The organism is Limimaricola sp. G21655-S1 (genome assembly GCF_027213785.1).
Lineage (GTDB): Bacteria > Pseudomonadota > Alphaproteobacteria > Rhodobacterales > Rhodobacteraceae > Limimaricola.
Genome location: NZ_JAPWGO010000002.1, coordinates 192,204 through 210,143 on the forward strand (window position 1 = coordinate 192,204; position 17,940 = coordinate 210,143).

At 67.2% G+C, this 17,940-nt stretch carries 15 protein-coding genes and 5 tRNA genes; 7 read left to right on the forward strand and 13 right to left on the reverse strand.

Annotation, left to right across the window (positions count from 1 at the left end; all coding sequences use genetic code 11):
• Positions 1–41: 41 nt before the first annotated feature.
• Together O4G76_RS03345 and hemA are read right to left on the reverse strand one after the other, a co-directional pair.
• Positions 42–1,328, reverse strand: coding sequence for a helix-turn-helix domain-containing protein (locus O4G76_RS03345; RefSeq protein WP_269395986.1), 1,287 nt, complete (start codon positions 1,326–1,328; stop codon positions 42–44).
• Between the two features lie 123 nt (positions 1,329–1,451).
• Complete coding sequence (hemA, locus tag O4G76_RS03350) at positions 1,452–2,675, reverse strand: 5-aminolevulinate synthase (protein WP_269395987.1); 1,224 nt, start codon at positions 2,673–2,675, stop codon at positions 1,452–1,454.
• A 208-nt stretch (positions 2,676–2,883) separates the two neighbouring features.
• Between hemA and O4G76_RS03355 the strand changes: the two genes are divergently transcribed.
• Positions 2,884–4,266, forward strand: a complete 1,383-nt coding sequence (locus tag O4G76_RS03355; RefSeq protein WP_269395988.1) for a M20/M25/M40 family metallo-hydrolase — start codon at positions 2,884–2,886, stop codon at positions 4,264–4,266.
• Positions 4,267–4,529: 263 nt separating this feature from the next.
• On the opposite strand, the gene O4G76_RS03360 is transcribed toward O4G76_RS03355, so the two are convergent.
• The 4 genes from O4G76_RS03360 to O4G76_RS03375 all read right to left on the reverse strand — a co-directional run bounded on the left by O4G76_RS03360 (position 4,530) and on the right by O4G76_RS03375 (position 5,893).
• Positions 4,530–4,606: transfer RNA gene (locus tag O4G76_RS03360), tRNA-Asp, on the reverse strand.
• Positions 4,607–4,640: 34 nt separating this feature from the next.
• Positions 4,641–4,717 (reverse strand) — tRNA-Asp (locus O4G76_RS03365).
• A 34-nt stretch (positions 4,718–4,751) separates the two neighbouring features.
• Positions 4,752–4,828, reverse strand: a tRNA-Asp gene (locus tag O4G76_RS03370).
• Positions 4,829–4,966: 138 nt separating this feature from the next.
• Positions 4,967–5,893, reverse strand: coding sequence for a pirin family protein (locus O4G76_RS03375; protein ID WP_269395989.1), 927 nt, complete (start codon positions 5,891–5,893; stop codon positions 4,967–4,969).
• A 428-nt stretch (positions 5,894–6,321) separates the two neighbouring features.
• Here O4G76_RS03375 and O4G76_RS03380 point away from each other — a divergent pair, with 428 nt between their 5' ends.
• Complete coding sequence (locus tag O4G76_RS03380) at positions 6,322–8,379, forward strand: VCBS repeat-containing protein (protein WP_269395990.1); 2,058 nt, start codon at positions 6,322–6,324, stop codon at positions 8,377–8,379.
• Between the two features lie 31 nt (positions 8,380–8,410).
• On the opposite strand, the gene O4G76_RS03385 is transcribed toward O4G76_RS03380, so the two are convergent.
• From O4G76_RS03385 to soxR, 3 genes are all read right to left on the reverse strand, one after another.
• A tRNA-Val gene (locus tag O4G76_RS03385) sits at positions 8,411–8,486 on the reverse strand.
• A gap of 12 nt (positions 8,487–8,498) precedes the next feature.
• The gene (locus tag O4G76_RS03390) at positions 8,499–9,095 is read right to left on the reverse strand and encodes a histidine phosphatase family protein (protein WP_269395991.1); all 597 of its coding nucleotides are present in this window, start codon (positions 9,093–9,095) and stop codon (positions 8,499–8,501) included.
• A complete protein-coding gene (soxR, locus tag O4G76_RS03395) occupies positions 9,092–9,559 on the reverse strand; it encodes a redox-sensitive transcriptional activator SoxR (RefSeq protein WP_269395992.1) in 468 nt (155 codons plus the stop codon). Before soxR ends, O4G76_RS03390 begins: the two co-directional genes overlap by 4 nt.
• Before the next feature lie 79 nt (positions 9,560–9,638).
• Here soxR and O4G76_RS03400 point away from each other — a divergent pair, with 79 nt between their 5' ends.
• Together O4G76_RS03400 and O4G76_RS03405 are read left to right on the forward strand one after the other, a co-directional pair.
• Complete coding sequence (locus O4G76_RS03400) at positions 9,639–9,887, forward strand: hypothetical protein (RefSeq protein ID WP_269395993.1); 249 nt, start codon at positions 9,639–9,641, stop codon at positions 9,885–9,887.
• Positions 9,888–9,959: 72 nt separating this feature from the next.
• Positions 9,960–10,856, forward strand: a complete 897-nt coding sequence (locus tag O4G76_RS03405; protein WP_269395994.1) for a 5'-methylthioadenosine/S-adenosylhomocysteine nucleosidase — start codon at positions 9,960–9,962, stop codon at positions 10,854–10,856.
• Between the two features lie 41 nt (positions 10,857–10,897).
• Here the strand turns inward: O4G76_RS03405 and O4G76_RS03410 are convergent.
• The 4 genes from O4G76_RS03410 to tgt all read right to left on the reverse strand — a co-directional run bounded on the left by O4G76_RS03410 (position 10,898) and on the right by tgt (position 16,338).
• Positions 10,898–10,972: transfer RNA gene (locus O4G76_RS03410), tRNA-Val, on the reverse strand.
• Between the two features lie 362 nt (positions 10,973–11,334).
• Positions 11,335–13,749 (reverse strand): endopeptidase La, encoded by a 2,415-nt coding sequence (gene lon, locus O4G76_RS03415; RefSeq protein WP_269395995.1) that lies wholly within the window; start codon positions 13,747–13,749, stop codon positions 11,335–11,337.
• Between the two features lie 191 nt (positions 13,750–13,940).
• The gene (locus O4G76_RS03420; RefSeq protein ID WP_269395996.1) at positions 13,941–15,038 is read right to left on the reverse strand and encodes an alkene reductase; all 1,098 of its coding nucleotides are present in this window, start codon (positions 15,036–15,038) and stop codon (positions 13,941–13,943) included.
• 175 nt (positions 15,039–15,213) lie between these two features.
• A complete protein-coding gene (gene tgt / locus O4G76_RS03425; RefSeq protein WP_269395997.1) occupies positions 15,214–16,338 on the reverse strand; it encodes a tRNA guanosine(34) transglycosylase Tgt in 1,125 nt (374 codons plus the stop codon).
• 82 nt (positions 16,339–16,420) lie between these two features.
• Here tgt and O4G76_RS03430 point away from each other — a divergent pair, with 82 nt between their 5' ends.
• From O4G76_RS03430 to arsC, 3 genes are read left to right on the forward strand one after another with little or no spacing between them, the layout of a single operon-like run.
• Entirely contained in the window at positions 16,421–16,741 is a 321-nt protein-coding gene (locus O4G76_RS03430) for a helix-turn-helix transcriptional regulator (RefSeq protein WP_269395998.1), read from the forward strand.
• Positions 16,738–17,412: an MIP/aquaporin family protein gene (locus O4G76_RS03435; protein WP_269395999.1), complete on the forward strand. Its 675-nt coding sequence runs from the start codon at positions 16,738–16,740 to the stop codon at positions 17,410–17,412. The genes O4G76_RS03430 and O4G76_RS03435 overlap by 4 nt, the downstream gene beginning before the upstream one ends.
• Complete coding sequence (gene arsC / locus O4G76_RS03440) at positions 17,409–17,831, forward strand: arsenate reductase (glutaredoxin) (RefSeq protein WP_269396000.1); 423 nt, start codon at positions 17,409–17,411, stop codon at positions 17,829–17,831. The genes O4G76_RS03435 and arsC overlap by 4 nt, the downstream gene beginning before the upstream one ends.
• Positions 17,832–17,940 lie beyond the last annotated feature (109 nt).

The following is a 17,940-nucleotide window of genomic DNA, read 5'->3' on the forward strand; positions in this document are numbered from 1 at the left end:
TCTCGCGGATCAGGGCCGCGAGGCGCGTGACCTGCGCGGCGTCATTCGGTTGGCGCGGCTTCGGCGACCCGCACCAGCTTGGCCAGGTCGGAGTCGCTCTCCAGATCGGCAACCTGATAGCTGGCGGTAAGATTGTCCACCGACAAGGCCACGTTGGACGTCACGGTGCCGGCATCGCCGACGGGGCCGTAATGCTGTTCGCCCACGGCGAAGTAGACGGCACCGGATTCGCCGACCCGCAGCGTCGGTGCGTCTTCGAGCGCCGGCACCTCCCACGAATCGCCGCCATTCATGATGCCCTCGTAGAGCGTGGTGCCATCGGCCGATTTCACCCTCACCCATGCCGGGCGCACGGCGACCATCTTCACGGTCGGGGCCGGATCCTCGGTGACACGCACCGACGGCCCCTCGACCCCGGCCTCGGCGAGGGCGAGTTCGATATCCGGAATCGTGATCGTCGGCAGTTCCACGGCGTCGAGCGCGGCGAGCATCGGGCTCGGCCCTTCCGGGGCGGTAGTGGTGGTCTCAGTCTGCGCGACCGCGACGGGGGCGTCCTGCCCCGGGCGACGCGGCTGGGTGACGAGTGCGGCGATCGGGCCGTCGCGAGGCGTCATCACCGGCACGTCCAGCGCCTGCGGCCGGTAGAGACGGTCGAGCACCTCGGGCGCAGCGGGTGCCAGTGCAGCCAGCTCCGTCGCCGAAGTCTCGCCCGTCTCGGGACGGCCGCCGCCGGCAAGGGGATCGACCTGCGCAAGAATAGTCGGCGTCTGCTCCACCGGGGCCAGCCGCACCTTCTGCACCTCCTGCAGGATCGACCAGCCGCCATAGCCGAGACCGCCCATCAGCAGCAGCAGCACGGCGACCGAGCCCAGCGCGCGCGGCTCGAAGCCGGCGAGAATGCGCTCTGCCGGGGGCAGGAACGGCGTGGCGCTGTCGGAGAAGATGTCCTTGCCGAGGCTGGTGCTCTGGGCAGCCTTCCTCGGCCGGACCGTCGAGGCGGCAGCGGACATGCCATGCGCGGTGGTGAAACCGGATTCGCGGCAGAAAGTCTCGTAGGCAGTGTTGGGGTCCATGCCCAGATAGCGCGCATAGGAGCGCACATATCCCGCGATGAAGCCGGGCGTGTCGAAAGCGGTGGGATCGGAATTTTCAATCGCCGCGATATAGGCGGCCTTGATCTTCAGCTCGCGCTGCACGTCAAGCAGGCTCTTGCCCAAGGTCGCGCGTTCACCGCGCATCAGGTCGCCCAAGCGCAATTCGAAGGCATCGAAACCCTTGGTTTCGGCCTCCTCCGTAGCGTTTGCACGCCTGAAGCTCCGCCCGATCATATCGAGTGTTCCCGTTACTGCCCGCCCCCGGTTACCGACCGGGGCTGTGTCTGGGCACAACTCCCGGGAGGTCCTGAGGTTCATTCTAACATGGGGCGCGGGCTACCGCACCGGGAGATATGCTTAACCTGTCAATTCGGCGCGATTCAGCGCACAATGTGACCACAACCCATCCAGGGCGCGCACCAGCGCATCCATTTCACGCGGGCCGTGCAGCGGCGACGGAGTGAAACGCAACCGCTCCGTGCCGCGCGGCACGGTGGGGAAGTTGATCGGCTGCACGTAGATGCCGTGATCGGCGAGCAGCATGTCGGAGATCACCTTCGTATGCACCGGGTCGCCGACCATCAGCGGCACGATATGGCTGCCATGGTCGAGGATCGGCAGGCCGAGGCCGCGCAGACGGGTCTTGAGGATCTTGGCCTGGGTCTGGTGCTGGTCCCGCAGATCCTGATCGGTCTTGAGATGCGCGACGCTGGCGGCCGCGCCCGCCGCCACGGTGGGCGGCAGCGAAGTGGTGAAGATGAAGCCCGGCGCATAGGAGCGCACCGCATCGACCATCTTGGCCGAGGCCGCGACATAGCCGCCGAGCACGCCATAGGCCTTGCCCAGCGTGCCGTTGATCATGTCGATCCGGTGCGCCAGCCGGTCACGCTCGGAGACGCCGCCGCCGCGCGGGCCGTACATGCCGACCGCGTGCACCTCGTCGAGATAGGTCAGCGCGCCGAATTCCTCGGCGAGATCACAGATCTCGGCGATCGGGCCGAAATCGCCATCCATCGAGTAGATCGATTCGAAGGCGATCAGCTTCGGCACGTCGGGATCATCGGCTTCGAGCAGTTCGCGCAGATGCGCGACGTCGTTGTGCCGGAAGATCCGCTTCGCCCCGCCATTGCGGCGCACGCCCTCGATCATGCTCGCGTGGTTGAGCGCGTCGGAATAGATGATCAGCCCGGGAAACAGCCGCGGCAGCGTCGACAGGGTCGCGTCGTTGGCGATGTAGGCGGAGGTGAAGAGCAGCGCCGCCTCCTTGCCGTGGAGATCGGCCAGCTCGGCCTCGAGCCGCTTGTGATAGACCGTGGTGCCGGAGATGTTGCGCGTGCCGCCCGAGCCCGCGCCGACGGCGTCGAGCGCCTCGTGCATGGCCGACAGGACCGCCGGGTGCTGCCCCATGCCGAGATAGTCGTTGCCGCACCAGACGGTCACCGGCGACTCGCTGCCATCCGGACGATGCCAGGTGGCATGCGGGAACTGGCCCTTGTGGCGGGCGATGTCGATGAAGGTGCGGTAGCGGCCTTCGCTGTGGAGCTTGCCGATGGCGGCATCGAGCCCTGCTTCGTAATCCACGGGCATCTTTCCCCTTTTCGTCTGGTGGGGCGCGGCGCCCCGGCGTTTGGCCGTTGTCGTGCATATAGGCGGACTCGCGCCCGGACAACACGCTACAATTTGCCACCCCACCGCATATTGGCCCTGCGTCTCGTGCAAGCCCACCCCGGATGCTGGACAGTGCCGCAGAGCGCGGCCAGTCTGTATGCCAATTATAGCAGGAGTTCCGATGACACTCGACCCCGTCTTGCGGCGTATAGACGCCGATCTCGAGGCCGCTACCATGCGGCTGCTCGAACTGCTGCGCATTCCCTCGATCTCGACCGATCCGGCGCATCGCGCCGATTGCCGCGCCGCCGCCGGCTGGCTGGTCGAGGACCTGAAGTCGATCGGCTTCGAGGATGCCGCGCTGCGCGACACGCCGGGCCACCCGATGGTCACCGGCGGCATGGGCGAAGGCGGGCCGCACCTGCTGTTCTACGGTCATTACGACGTGCAGCCGGCCGATCCGCTGGAGCTGTGGAAGACGCCGCCCTTCGAGCCCGCGGTCGAGGACACGCCTGCGGGCCGGGTGATCCGCGGCCGCGGCGCCAGCGACGACAAGGGTCAGCTGATGACCTTCGTCGAGGCCTGCCGCGCCTGGGTGGCGGTGCATGGCGAGCTGCCGACCCGCGTGTCGATCCTGTTCGAGGGCGAGGAGGAATCCGGATCGCCCTCGCTCGTGCCGTTCCTGCGCAGCCACGCCAACGAGCTCAAGGCGGATCTGGCGCTGATCTGCGACACCGGCCTGTTCGACCGGGACACGCCGGCGATCACCACGATGCTGCGCGGCCTCGTGGGCGAGGAGGTGATCATCACTGGCCCCGACCGCGACCTGCATTCGGGCGCCTATGGCGGCCCGGCGGCGAACCCGATCAAGCTGCTGGCGCGGATCATCGCGGCGCTGCACGACGATCATGGCCGGGTCACCCTGCCCGGCTTCTATGAGGGCGTGCCGGAGATCACGCCCGAGCTGCGCGCGCAGTGGGAAGGCCTTGGCTTCGACGCCGGCGCTTTCCTCGGCGGCGTCGGGCTGAGCCAACCGGCGGGTGAGGCCGACCGCACCGCGCTCGAGATGATCTGGGCCCGGCCCACCTGCGAGGTGAACGGCATCGCCGGCGGCTATGCGGGCGCGGGCTTCAAGACCGTGCTGCCGAGTCAGGCCAGCGCCAAGATCAGCTTCCGCCTCGTGGGTCAGCAGAACCCCGAGGCGATCCGCGACGCGTTCCGCGCCCATGTCCGCGCGATGCTGCCGCCCGACTGCAAGGTCGAGTTCCACGGCCACGGCGCCGCCCCCGCCAGCGTCATGTCGACCGACGACCCGGCCTTCGAGACGGCGCGGCAGGCGCTCAGCGCCGAATGGCCGAACCCGGCCGCCTTCGTCGGGGCCGGCGGCTCGATCCCGATCGCGGGGTATTTCAAGACCGAGCTCGGCATGGATTCGATGCTGGTGGGCTTCGCCAATGACGACGATCTGATCCACAGTCCGAACGAGAAATACGACCTGCGGAGCTTCCACAAGGGCATCCGCAGCTGGGCCCGGGTGCTGGCGGCACTGTCTGAAGCCGGCTGAACGCGCAAGGCCCGGCCGGCGCGCAGAATGGCGTGCCGGTCTGATTGCGTATTTGAAGAAAGATGAACCCGACGGGGCCGGAAGCTGCGCCGCCCGAGAGAGGCGAACGCCGGACCGGAGTGCAGGCCCTTCATTCATCTTTCCGAAAATACGCAAGCTCCAAGGCTGGCATAAAAAGCAGGGCACGCCCCTCCCGGCACACCCAGCCAGCAACGCAAACGGCCCCGCGCTCGGATGAGCGACGGGGCCGTCATGGCGTCTAGTGGCGCGGTTGACGGGGCTCGAACCCGCGACCCCCGGCGTGACAGGCCGGTACTCTAACCAACTGAGCTACAACCGCGCACAAGGCTCGGAGCGTATGGGACGGACGAGAATGGCGCGGTTGACGGGGCTCGAACCCGCGACCCCCGGCGTGACAGGCCGGTACTCTAACCAACTGAGCTACAACCGCGCACAAGGCTCGGAGCGTATGGGACGGACGAGAATGGCGCGGTTGACGGGGCTCGAACCCGCGACCCCCGGCGTGACAGGCCGGTACTCTAACCAACTGAGCTACAACCGCGCATCTCGTCGTCCGGCAGCGCCGAACGTGAGGCGGGTTCTAGGCACAGTGGCGGGGGGCGTCAAGCGCCGATCGGTGCAAAAATGGCCGGTGGACGAGATTGTCGGGCTGACCTCGGGGCAGCGGCGGCGCCCGTGGTCAGGGCAGAGGAATGTGTTCGCTCTCGCCCGGCGGCAACCGGAACCGCCCATGCGTGAAATCGCCTGCCCGCCAGGCCTCCTTGGCGGCCTCGATCCGATCTTTCGAGGACGCGACGAAGTTCCACCAGATATGGCGTGGCCCCGGCATCGTCGCACCGCCCAAGAGCGCGATCCGCGCACCGCCCGGTCCCGCGCGCAGCGACAGCCGATCACCGGGCCGGAACACCATCATCCGCCCCGCGGCAAAGCTCTGCCCCGCCACCTCGATGCTGCCGGAGAGCACATGCACGCCGCGATCCTCGTGATCGTCCGGCAGCGGCAGCTGCGCGCCGGGCGCAAGCTCGGCATCCGCATGGAACAGCTCTCCCGGCGCCGCGACCGGCGACACTGCCCCGTAGGCGTTGCCCAGCATCAGCCGCAGCCGCACTCCGTCCTCCTCGATCACCGGCAACCGGTCGGCACCCGCATGTTCGAAACGGGCCGGCCCGTCTTCCATCGCATCGGGCAGCGCCAGCCAGGTCTGAAGCCCGAACATCCGCCCGCCCGCCGCACGCGCCTCGCCGTCGATGCGCTCGGAATGGGTGATGCCCTGCCCGGCCACCATCAGGTTCACCGCGCCCGGGGCGATCCAGCTATCCGTACCGAGGCTGTCGCGGTGATGGATCCGTCCCTCCAGCAGGTAGGTGACGGTGGCCAGACCGATATGCGGATGCGGCCGCACGTCGAATCCCTCGCCCTTCAGGAACTCGGCCGGGCCAACCTGGTCGAAGAAGATGAACGGCCCGACCATCTGGCGGCGCGGCGCCGGCAGCGCCCGGCGCACTTCGAACCCGCCCAGGTCACGGGCGCGCGGCACGATGAGCGTTTCGATCACGTCGGGATCGACGCTGGTGTCGAGCGGGTGAAAGCTGGGGATCTGGCTCATACAGGCCTCCTGTCGATGACCCCAACATAGCAGCCCATGAACGATCGCGGCAGGACCACCGCCGCAGGGCGATTGTGCGGGACCGAAGAGACGGGTGGCTCTTGCGGCGCAAGAAACGGACCCACGCGCCGGACACCCGGACCGGAATTCGCGGCCAAGGGTAAGACGATCAATAATTCAGGGATCTGTAACGGGCATCGCGCCCGGCTTGTCGAAACCGGAATCGCAACGAATTGAGAGCACTAGAGAATATCGCGAAGCAAAGGAACGGCGAATTCCGGACGGCTTCATGTCAATCGCAGCCCTGTACATTCGATTAACGAATCAACCATCAAGTGTTAGTCTTTGCCGGTCGATCTGCGGGAAATCACCAACGAAACCCTTAAATCGCGAGTTCTCAGATGTTTAATGATTTGCGAACGACTTCGGTGGCATCCGACCTGACCGCGCTTCCGAAAGCCCAGATAGGCTTGGGCCGCACCGAGGCCGAAACCCTCACCATCGCGAAAGGTTTCGCGATCAAATCAAACCCCCACCCCTCAAACGGGGCCTATCTCGAGGCAAAGAGCGGCGAGGCGAGCGCCAGCGGGGTTTTCGATGGTGGCGCCGGCTATTACGACCTCACGGTCGGATATTTCGACGAAACCGACGGCGTGTCGCAGATGGAGGTGCTGGTGAACGGCGCCATCGTCGACAGCTTCGAATGGAACGGCACCTTCGGAAATGACAAATCGAGCCCGGCCAGCCGGGCGGAGTATCTCGTCGGGGATCTGTGGCTCGCGCCGGGAGACCTGATCACGCTGCGCGGCATGGGCGATGGCGGCGAGCCGCTGCGCACCGATTACATCGACATCGCGGTCGACACCTCACCGCCGCCCGGCGGCGCTTTCGTGATCGAGGCCGAGGCGATGGAGATCGTCTCGGGCTTCAAGGTCGTGTCGAACGGCAAGGCCTCGGGGAACGCCTACCTCCAGCATGTGCGCCGCGGCACGGATGGCGACGCCGATGAGGCGCGCGCCGCCTATACCTTCGACCGGGCCGGCACCTTCGACATGACGATCGGCTATTTCGACGAAAGCGACGGCGTCTCCTCGATGCGGGTCCTGCTGAACGGGGTCGAGATCGATCGCTTCGACTGGGACAGCAGGTCGGGCGGCCGGCGCGCCAACGAGCAGAGCCAGGCGGAACGAGTGATTTCGAACCTGACCGTGTCGGAGGGAGATCGTCTGGAGCTGGTGGGCCATGGCGATGGCCGCGAGCCGCTGCGCACCGATTTCCTGCGCTTCGAACCCGTCACACCCGCCCCCCGCGCGACGCCGGATCTGTGGTACGAGGACGAGGGCGAGGTGATCGTGGCGCTCAATGACGGCGCGGCCAACTTCACCGAACGCGCTACCGGTATCATGGTAGGCGACGCCGACATCCTGTCGGGCGATTTCGACGGCGACGGCGACATGGATTTCCTGAAGGTGAGCTCGAGCGGCGCCAGCACCCCCGGCGGCGTGCCAGGCGAGGCGCAGTTCGACGTCTTCACGGCCCTTTACGAGAATGACGGTGCGGGTTTCTTCACCGCGTCCGCGAGCTCCACCGTCACCCTGACGCAACCCTTTGACAGCTTCTTCGACTTCGTTTTCAAGGCGCATGACGCGGCCGATGTCGATGATGACGGCGATATCGACCTCCTCGCGACGGAGGCCTCGGGCCAGTCGATCTTCCTGTTGCAGAACGACGGCGTGGGCAATTTCAGTCCGCTGTCACGCAGCCCGGCGGACCTGCCGGAGGACGGCCGGGCCCTGCTGGGCGACTTTGACGGGAACCCGTTTCTCGATGCGGTCCTGCTGACCGATGCCGACTCCTCCGGAGTGAGCATCTTTCTCAATGACGGCGTTGGCGGGCTGACGTTCCGGGACGAATTCTCGCCCGGCGCCGAGAGCTACGGCGACGGCCAGATCATCGATCTTGACGGCGACGGCGACAACGACGTGGCCTTTGCCGCAAGCGGCGAAGGGCGCGGCATCTGGGCCTTCATCAATGACGGGACCGGGATGCGCGCGGCCACCTTCCCGAACTTCTCCGATGTCGACGAAACCGGCCTGATCGGCTCATTCGAGGCGGGGAATTTCGACACCGATGCCGGGATCGAAGTGCTGAGCGCCGGGGCAGTCGACCCCAGTTCGGGCATCGCGCCGGGCTTGCGGGTCTTCGACGTGGTGACAACCGGGACCGACACGGAGTTCGTTCTGAAATCCTTCGACCCTACAATCGAGGGGCTCTTGGTGGCGCATGCCGATTTCGACCTCGACGGCGACAACGACGCGCTCATCGTACCGCGCGATGCCGCCGCGGAGATGACGCTGCTGCTTAATGATGGGGATGCCAACTTCACCTCGGCCGGGGTCGTGATCCCGCCCTTCTCCACATCGGAGTTCTCCTTCGCCCCGATCGTGAACGTCGCCCATATCGACGAGGCCTTCGTCTGGGTCTGAGCGGGGCGACAGGCGAACGCGGCAAGGGGGATGGTGGGTGGTGAGGGGCTCGAACCCCCGACATCTTCGGTGTAAACGAAGCGCTCTACCAACTGAGCTAACCACCCGCGTGGGCCGGTTTAGCCGCCCCCATCGCCGACTGCAAGCGGTGCGGGGAGCCGATCGTGTCGTCCCTGCGAGATCCGGAACACCACCCCCTGCCCGCCAGGCAGCCGCGCCAGATCGGCGCGACTGCCGCCCGTGGCGATGGTGCGCAGCACGCGCGAGGTCATGCCATGGGTGACGAGCACGCTGGGACCCTCGAGCGCGGCGAGCAGATCGGCGCAGCGCGCCCAGAGCGCGGCAAAGCCCTCGCCGCGCGGCGCACGGGCGTAGAAATCGATGAAATGCTCGCCCGGCGGCCCGGGCCAGCGGGCGTCGATCTCGGCCCGGTCCAGCCCGGACCAGTCGCCCATGGCGATCTCGCGCAGCCGCGGTTCGGGCCGCGGTGCCGTGCCGAAGGCGAGCCGCGCAGTCTCGACGGCGCGGCCCTGTGGCGAGGACAGGATGCGGTGCGTCGCCGGACCGACGCCGCGCGCGGCTAGCATCCGGCCCATCGCGCGGGCCTGCGCCCGCCCGGTTTCGGTAAGCGGCGAATCGAGACCGCCCTGCATCCGGCGCATGGCATTCCACTCGGTCTCGCCATGCCGCATCACGTAGATCTCGGGTATCGTCACGCGCGCTCTCCTGCCGTGCCGGTCCAGCGTCGCGGCCCGGGTCCGGACCGGCCCAGCCGGTCCTGCGCATTGTAGAGCGGGCAGCTGTCGAGCGACAGGCAGCCGCAGCCGATGCAATGCCCCATCTGGTCACGAAGCCGCGTCATCAGCGCGATGCGCTCGTCGAGCATCGCGCGCCATGGCGCCGCCGCCTCGGCCCAGTCCCGGGCCGAGACGGCGCGATCGCGCGGCAGCCGGTCGAGCACCTCGCGGATCTCCGCCAGCGACACCCCCACCGCCTGCGCCACCTTGATGATCGCCACGCGGCGCAGCTCTCGCCGGTCGTAGCGGCGATGATTGGCCGTGTTGCGCCAGCTGCGGATCAGCCCCTCGGCCTCATAGAAATGCAGCGTCGACACCGGCACCCCGGCGCGCGCCGCCATCTGGCCGATGCTGAGATCGGAGGGAACGGGAAAGCGTGACATGGCGCTTGACCTCAACCTTACTTGAGGTCGCAGATTGCGGGCTCCGATACGGAATCACAAGAGCCGAGGAGCCCTGTCCATGACCACCTTCCCGCTACGCCGCCGCCCTTCCCTTCGCCGCCTGCTCGCATGGTTCTCGACGCCGAAGCGGGCGCATGACCCGCTCGACGACGCGCTGTGCGCGGAGCTTCAGTCGATGCGCCACGAGACGCAGTTGCTGCAGCTGCGGGAGCTGCGCCGCAACCCGCATCTGGCCCGCGACATGGGATTCGAGCCCGATGCCGATCCCTGCCCGCCCCGCGTCGGGCCGGGCGGAACGCTGCTGTAAATGGAGACCGGCTCTGGACGCGCGGGGGCCGGCCGCCGTAGCTGGGACCGACCGATCAGCAGCGGAGTGCGCATGACCCATTTTCCAATTGATGTCCCGCCTACCGCGCGGGCCATCCCCCGCGCAGGAACGGCGCCGAACGACCAGCCGCGCGTCGCGGTGATCACCGCCTTCGCCCCCGAGATCGCGATTCTCGAAACCGCGCTGGAAGGCGCCGAAACGCGGCGCATCGGTCCCGCGACCTACATCACCGGCCGGCTCGAAGGGCGTGAGGTGGTGCTGTTCCTGTCGGGCATCTCGATGGTCAACGCCGCGATGAGCACGCAGGCGGCGCTCGACCACTTCAACGTCACCTCGATCCTGTTCTCAGGCATCGCCGGCGGCGTCGACCCCGGCCTCGGCATCGGCGACGTGGTGGTGCCCGCGCGCTGGGGCCATTTCCTCGAAGGCGCCTTCGCGCGCGAGACAGATGCGGGCTATGCCCTGCCCGGCTGGATGAGCGCACCGGTCGCGAATTTCGGGATGATGCATACCTGCCCGGTCGGCGTGGTGGCGCCGGGGGCGGACGCGCCGCAGGGCCGGTTCTGGTTCGACACCGACCCCGTGCTCCTCGAACTGGCCGAGGCCGCCGCAGCCGAGGTCGAACTCTTGGGCTGCGGCGCCGAGGCGACCCCGCCCCGGGTGGTGATCGGCGGCAACGGCATCTCCGGCCCGGTCTTCATGGACAACGCCCAATTCCGCGAGCACGCCCATGCCAGCTTCGAGGCGCGGGTGCTCGACATGGAGAGCGCAGGCGTGGCGCAGGTGGCCTATGCCAACGGCGTGCCCTTCATCGCCTTCCGCTCGCTGTCCGACCTCGCCGGCGGCGGCGGCGGCGAGAACGAGATGGTACGCTTCATGTCGGTGGCGGCCGAGAACTCGGCGCGGCTGATGCGCGCGGTGCTGGCGCGACTGCCGGCATCCCTTTGAAACGCAAAAGGCGCGCCCCGTCGGGCGCGCCTTCCGTAATATGGTGGGTGATAAGGGATTTGAACCCCTGACATCTTCGATGTGAACGAAGCGCTCTACCACTGAGCTAATCACCCGTTGGCGCGTCATTTAGCGGTCCCGGCGAAGGGGCGCAAGACCTCCTTCGCGGCAATTTCACCTCGGGTGGAAATTCACACGCCCCGTTGGGCCAAGGCACGGCTGCCAGCTCGAAGGACGGCCTTGGAAGCGCGACCGGCGCTGACATGCCAAATCTCCCGTGGCTTCTCGTTCGCCCGATCAAGGAGCTTCCCATTTGTCGAGCGATCGTGCCGGTGACAGCGAGGCCGGGCACCAGATGACGGCCATCAGGGGGGCTGGCGGCGTCGCGGAACACGGCCACCGGGCCTGCTTGGCTTTGCTAGACGGGAACTGATCCCGCCATGCGAAAAGGGCGCCCCGCAGGGCGCCCTTTCCTCGTTCAGTGATGGGCGGCGGTGCCCGCGGTGCCGTCGCGGCTCTCGAGCGCGCGGGCCGCGGCGGCGGCTTCCTCCGCCTCCTCGTCCCACTCGATCGGCTCGGGCTGGCGCACGAGCGCGTGCTTGAGCACTTCGGACACATGGCTGACCGGAATGATCTCCAGCCCCTTCTTCACCACCTCCGGGATCTCGGCGAGATCCTTCTCGTTCTCCTCGGGGATCAGCACCGTCGTGATGCCGCCCCTGAGCGCCGCGAGCAGCTTCTCCTTGAGGCCGCCGATCGGCATGGCATTGCCGCGCAGGCTCACCTCGCCGGTCATCGCGATATCCTTGCGGATCGGGATGCCGGTCAGCACCGAGACGATGGAGGTGACCATCGCGAGGCCGGCCGAGGGGCCGTCCTTCGGGGTCGCCCCGTCGGGCACGTGGACGTGGATGTCCATGCGGTCGAAGCGCGGCGGCTTGACGCCGATCTGGGGCGCGATCGAGCGGACATAGCTCGACGCCGCCTCGATCGATTCCTTCATCACGTCACCGAGCTTGCCGGTGGTCTTCATCCGGCCCTTGCCCGGTAGCTTGAGCGCCTCGATGTGCAGCAGGTCGCCGCCCACGGAGGTCCATGCCAGACCCGTGACCACGCCCACCTGATCCTCCTTCTCGGCCAGCCCGTAGCGGAACTGCTTCACGCCAAGGAAGTCGTTCAGGTTCTCGGGCGTCACCTCGACGGCCTCGACCTCCTTGCGGACGATCTTGGTCACCGCCTTGCGCGCGATCTTCGACAGCTCGCGCTCGAGGTTCCGCACGCCGGCTTCGCGGGTATAGGTGCGCACCATCTCGGTGAGCGCCGCGTCGTCGATCGAGAACTCCTTTTCCTTCAGACCGTGGTTCTTGAGAACCTTGGGCAGCAGGTGCTGCCGCGCGATCTCGCGCTTCTCTTCCTCGGTGTAGCCCGCGAGGGAGATGATCTCCATGCGGTCCAGAAGCGGCCCCGGCATGTTGTAGGAGTTCGCCGTGGTCAGGAACATCACGTTCGACAGGTCATACTCGACCTCGAGGTAGTGGTCCGCGAAGGTGCCGTTCTGCTCGGGGTCGAGCACCTCAAGCATCGCGCTGGCCGGGTCGCCGCGGAAGTCTTGGCCCATCTTGTCGATCTCGTCCAAGAGGATCAGCGGGTTCGAGGTCTTGGCCTTCTTCAACGCCTGGATGATCTTGCCCGGCATCGAGCCGATATAGGTCCGGCGGTGGCCGCGGATCTCGCTCTCGTCACGCACGCCGCCGAGCGAGATGCGAATGAACTCGCGCCCCGTGGCCTTGGCGACCGATTTGCCCAGAGAGGTCTTGCCGACGCCCGGAGGGCCGACGAGGCACATGATCGGCCCCTTCAGCTTCTTCGAGCGCTGCTGGACGGCGAGATACTCGACGATCCGTTCCTTGACCTTCTCGAGACCGAAATGGTCGTCGTCGAGCACCTTCTGCGCGAGCTTCAGGTCCTTCTTGGTCTTGGACGGGTTGTTCCACGGAATCGAGAGCAGCCAGTCGAGATAGTTGCGCACGACGGTGGCCTCGGCCGACATCGGGCTCATGTTCTTGAGCTTCTTGATCTCGGCCTCGGCCTTTTCGCGGGCCTCGTCCGAGAGCTTGGTCTCCTCGACGCGCTTCTCCAGTTCGGCGACCTCGTTGCCGCCATCCTCGCCGTCGCCCAGCTCCTTCTGAATGGCCTTCATCTGCTCATTCAGATAGTACTCGCGCTGGGTCTTCTCCATCTGGCTCTTGACGCGGGTCTTGATCTTCTTCTCGACCTGCAGAACCGACATCTCGCCCTGCATCAGCCCATAGACCTTCTCGAGCCGCTCGCCGATGTCGAGCGTTTCCAGGAGATCCTGCTTCTGCTTGACGTCGATGCCGAGATGGCCGGCGACGAGGTCGGCGAGCTTGGCCGGATCGGTCGCCTCGGTGACGGCCGAGAGCGCCTCTTCGGGGATGTTCTTGCGGATCTTCGAATAGCGCTCGAACTCCTGCGCGACGCTCTGCACCAGCGCGGCCACGATGTCGCGGTCGCCGGGCATCTCGGTCAGGTACTCGGCGCGTGCCTCGAAGAAGCTGTCATTCTCGATGAACTCGGCGATGCGCACCCGCGACTTGCCCTCGACGAGGACCTTCACGGTGCCGTCGGGCAGTTTCAGCAACTGCAGCACGTTGGCCAGCACGCCCGCCTTGTAGATGCCCTCGGACGTCGGCTCGTCGACGCCGGGGTCGACCTGGGACGACAGCAGGATCTGCTTGTCGTCGGCCATGACCTCCTCGAGCGCGCGCACCGACTTCTCGCGGCCCACGAAGAGCGGCACGATCATGTGCGGGAACACCACGATGTCGCGCAGAGGCAGCACCGGGTAGGAGGGGCTGAGGGGCTCTTGCATGCTCATTGTATCCTTGTTCTTGGCAAGACGGTCTGGCCCCGCTGTGCGGCAGCCGCAAGGCCGTCTCCTGTCCGGGATCTTACTTGGGTGAACCGACCGGTCAGTTCAAGCGCGTGTCGCGTGGCTCTCTCGGCAATGTGCCTCGGAGCGGGCGGACGGGCAAGGCGGATTGCCCCACCCGTCCCCGGATGTCAGGCGGCTTTCTGCTCCGCGAGCGTCGGATAGTCGAGATACCCCTCGACGCCGCCGCCGTAATAGGTCGACTGGTCGCCCTCGTTCAGCTCGGCATCCACCTCGAGGCGATGCGCCAGATCGGGGTTGGCGATATAGGGCCGACCGAAGGCCACGAAGTCCGCCTGACCGCTTTCGACCACGCGGATCGCGGTGTCGCGCCCGTAACCCGCGTTGGCGATGTAGGCGCCGTCGAACAGCTCGCGCAGCCGCGCGGTCTGGCGGCCGAGTTCCTGATCGAGATCGCCCTGCGTGCCCGGCTCCACCATGTGGATATAGGCGATGCCGCGGCGGCTCAGCTCGGGGATCAGGTAGGAATAGACGGTCATCGGATCGCTGTCCTTCAGCCCGGCCACCTCGATCAGCGGCGACAGGCGGATACCGGTGTGGCCCGCGCCGTAGACCTCCGTGACGGCATCGACCACCTCGAGGATCAACCGGGCGCGGTTCTCCGGGCTGCCGCCATAGGCGTCGTTGCGCTTGTTCGCACCGTCGCGGATGAACTGGTCGAGCAGATAGCCGTTGGCGGCGTGAATCTCGACCATGTCGAAGCCCGCCTCCTCGGCATTCTGGGCGGCCCGGCGATAATCATCGACCAGTCGCGGCATCTCGTCGAGCTCCAGAGCGCGCGGCTCGGAGACATCGACGAAGCCCTCCTCGGTCACGGTCTGCGCCTCTGCCCTGAGCGCCGACGGCGCGACCGGCTTCTGGCCGCCTTCCTGCAGCGAGACGTGGCTGATCCGGCCGACATGCCACAGCTGCAGAGCGATCTTGCCGCCCTCGCCATGCACGGCGTTCACGACCTTCTTCCAACCGTCGATCTGCTCGCGGCTGTAGATGCCCGGGGTCTGGATATAGCCCTTGCCCTCCGGGGTGATCTGCGTGGCCTCGGTGATGATGAGACCGGCCCCGGCGCGCTGGCGATAATATTCGACATGAATGTCGTAGGGCGCGTCGCCCTGCTTGCTGGCGCGGTTACGGGTGAGCGGCGCCATCAGCACGCGGTTCTTCAGCTCGACATCGCCGAGCTTGCCGGGGGTAAATAGCTTGTCGGTCATTCTTCGGTCCTTTCCGAACGGATTGGAGCCGAACTATGCCGTCGCCGCGCCGCCGCAAGACGGGGGCGATGCGCGGTGCAATGTGCGCCATTGCTGCCTCAGTGCGAGAACCGGACGCCGCGTGGCACGGCGCCGGGTTACCTCGTTCTGAAACTTCGCGATTTCCGGCGAGACCTCAGAGCGGTTCGATGTCCCCTTCGGCGCGCAACGCGTGAAACCGGGTTTCGAAGCCCGCGAAATCGCCTGCCGCGATCGCCGCCCGCATGTCGCCCATCAGCTCCTGGTAATAGTGCAGGTTGTGCCAGGTCAGCAGCATGCCCGCGATCATCTCCTGGCTGCGCACGACGTGATGCAGGTAGGCCCGGCTGTAGTTGCGGCAGGCGGGACAGCCACAATCCTCGTCGAGGGGGCGCGGATCGTCGGCGTGGCGGGCGTTGCGCATGTTGACCTGACCGCGCCGGGTCCAGGCCTGGCCGGTGCGGCCCGAGCGCGAGGGCAGCACGCAATCCATCATGTCGATGCCGCGCTTCACCGCGCCGACGATGTCGTCGGGCTTGCCCACCCCCATCAGGTAGCGCGGCTTGTCCTCGGGCAGTTGCGCGGGCGCGTAGTCGAGGCAGCCGAACATCGCCTCCTGCCCCTCGCCTACCGCGAGACCGCCCACGGCATAGCCCTCGAAGCCGATCTCCTTGAGCGCCTCGGCGCTTTCCTCGCGCAGGTCGCGCTCCAGCCCGCCCTGCTGGATGCCGAACAGCGCGTGGCCGGGCCGGTCGCCAAAGGCGTCGCGGCTCCGCTGGGCCCAGCGCATCGACAGCCGCATCGACTCGGCGATCCGCTCACGGTCGGCGGGCAGCGCCGGGCATTCGTCGAAAGCCATGACGATGTCCGAGCCGAGGAGCTTCTGGATCTCCATCGATCGCTCGGGCGTGATCTCGTGCTTGGAGCCGTCGATATGGCTCTTGAAGGTCACGCCGCGCTCGGTGAGCTTGCGCAGGGAGGCGAGGCTCATCACCTGGAAGCCGCCCGAATCCGTGAGGATCGGTCGCTCCCAGTTCATGAATTTGTGCAGGCCCCCGAGCCGGTCGATCCGCTCGGCCGAGGGGCGCAGCATCAGGTGATAGGTGTTGCCCAGGAGGATGTCGGCGCCGGTCTGGCGGACGCTTTCGGGCATCATCGCCTTGACGGTGGCGGCGGTGCCGACCGGCATGAAGGCGGGCGTGCGGATCTCGCCCCTCGGGGTGGAGATGACCCCGGTGCGGGCGGCGCCGTCGGTGGCGTTCAGGGAAAAGGAAAAGCTCATGGGGCAGCCGATAGCGTCCAATGGCGCGCCGCGCAATCGACATGGCTTGACCCATCGCCGTCACATCGATAATTCCAGATACATGGAACAGACAGACGCCATCACGGCCTTTGCCGCCCTCGCCCAGCCCACGCGGCTCGATGCCTTCCGCCTGCTGGTGAAGGCGGGCCCGGACGGCATGGCGGCGGGCGAGATCGCCGACGCCTTAGGTGCGCGGCAGAACACCATGTCGGCCAACTTGTCGGTGCTGCACGCGGCCGGGCTGGTCGAGAGCCGCCGCGAGGGGCGCTCGATCCGCTATTTCGCGGCGATGGGCCGCGTCGGCGCGCTGGTCGATTTCCTCGTCGAGGATTGCTGCGGCGGCAGGCCCGATCTCTGCCCGCCCATGGGGGACTGCGCATGAGCCTGTCGCGCCGTCTCTTCGCCGAAGCGCTGGGCACCGGGCTTCTGGTCTGCGCCGTGGTCGGATCGGGCATCATGGCCGAGAGCCTCACGCCGGACGTGGCGCTGGCGCTTCTGGGCAATACCCTACCCACCGGTGCGATCCTCGTGGTGCTGATCACCATCCTCGGCCCGGTCTCGGGGGCGCATTTCAACCCGGCGGTGACGCTGGCCTTCGCCGTGCGCCGGCAGGCCCCTTGGGGCGAGGTCGCACCCTACATCCTCGCGCAGGTGGCGGGCGGCATCGCCGGCGCGGCGCTGGCGCATGGCATGTTCGACCTGCCGGTGCTGCAGACCGCGACCAAGATCCGCACCGGCGGGCCGCAATGGCTGGCCGAGGCGGTGGCGACCTTCGGCCTCGTCTTCACCATTTTCGCCGGCATCCGGCAGGCGCCCGCCGCGATCCCGTGGCTGGTGGGCCTCTACATCACCGCCGCCTACTGGTTCACCGCATCCACCAGCTTTGCCAACCCCGCCGTCGCCATCGCGCGCAGCTTCACCGACACCTTCTCGGGCATCCGGCCTTTCGACCTGCCCGGCTTCGTGGCGGCGCAGATCATCGGCGCGCTGATCGGCGTGGCGGTGGCGGCATGGCTCTTCGCCCCGGGCCGCCCACAGGAGCAGACAGCATGAGCATCGTCATCCACCACAATCCCGCCTGCGGCACCTCCCGCAACGTGCTGGAACTGATCCGCGCCTCGGGCACCGAACCGATCGTGATCGAATACCTCCAGACCGGCTGGACCAGGCCGCAGCTTCTCGCGCTCTTCGCCGCCGCCGGGCTGACCCCGCGCGACGCGCTCAGGACCTCCAAATCCCCCGCCGCCGAGCTCGGGCTTCTGGACGAGAGCGTCGATGACGAGACGCTGCTCGACGCGATGATCGCGCATCCGGTGCTGGTCAACCGCCCCATCGTCGCCTCCCCAAAGGGGGTGCGCCTGTGCCGCCCCTCGGAGACGGTGCTCGACCTGCTCGACCGCCTGCCGCCGGGCCCGCTCTTCAAGGAGGACGGCTCCGCGGTGATCGACGCAGAGGGTCGCCGGGTGGGATGAAGCCCCCGGAGGCAACACGGATGAGGCGTCGGGATCTGCGTATTTGAGGATTGATGAAGGAGGGGCCCCGCGCCGGATCCGCCTCGGCGCCCCTCCCCGTTCATCCTTC

Bases quoted from the DNA above. Each gene is read 5' to 3' on its own strand.
- O4G76_RS03345 (WP_269395986.1), bottom strand. From the start codon at position 1,328: ATGATCGGGCGGAGCTTCAGGCGTGCAAACGCTACGGAGGAGGCCGAA.
- O4G76_RS03400 (WP_269395993.1), top strand. From the start codon at position 9,639: ATGACCACCTTCCCGCTACGCCGCCGCCCTTCCCTTCGCCGCCTGCTC.
- arsC (WP_269396000.1), top strand. From the start codon at position 17,409: ATGAGCATCGTCATCCACCACAATCCCGCCTGCGGCACCTCCCGCAAC.
- O4G76_RS03435 (WP_269395999.1), top strand. From the start codon at position 16,738: ATGAGCCTGTCGCGCCGTCTCTTCGCCGAAGCGCTGGGCACCGGGCTT.
- soxR (WP_269395992.1), bottom strand. From the start codon at position 9,559: ATGTCACGCTTTCCCGTTCCCTCCGATCTCAGCATCGGCCAGATGGCG.
- tgt (WP_269395997.1), bottom strand. From the start codon at position 16,338: ATGAGCTTTTCCTTTTCCCTGAACGCCACCGACGGCGCCGCCCGCACC.
- O4G76_RS03355 (WP_269395988.1), top strand. From the start codon at position 2,884: ATGACACTCGACCCCGTCTTGCGGCGTATAGACGCCGATCTCGAGGCC.
- O4G76_RS03430 (WP_269395998.1), top strand. From the start codon at position 16,421: ATGGAACAGACAGACGCCATCACGGCCTTTGCCGCCCTCGCCCAGCCC.
- O4G76_RS03420 (WP_269395996.1), bottom strand. From the start codon at position 15,038: ATGACCGACAAGCTATTTACCCCCGGCAAGCTCGGCGATGTCGAGCTG.
- lon (WP_269395995.1), bottom strand. From the start codon at position 13,749: ATGCAAGAGCCCCTCAGCCCCTCCTACCCGGTGCTGCCTCTGCGCGAC.
- O4G76_RS03405 (WP_269395994.1), top strand. From the start codon at position 9,960: ATGACCCATTTTCCAATTGATGTCCCGCCTACCGCGCGGGCCATCCCC.
- O4G76_RS03375 (WP_269395989.1), bottom strand. From the start codon at position 5,893: ATGAGCCAGATCCCCAGCTTTCACCCGCTCGACACCAGCGTCGATCCC.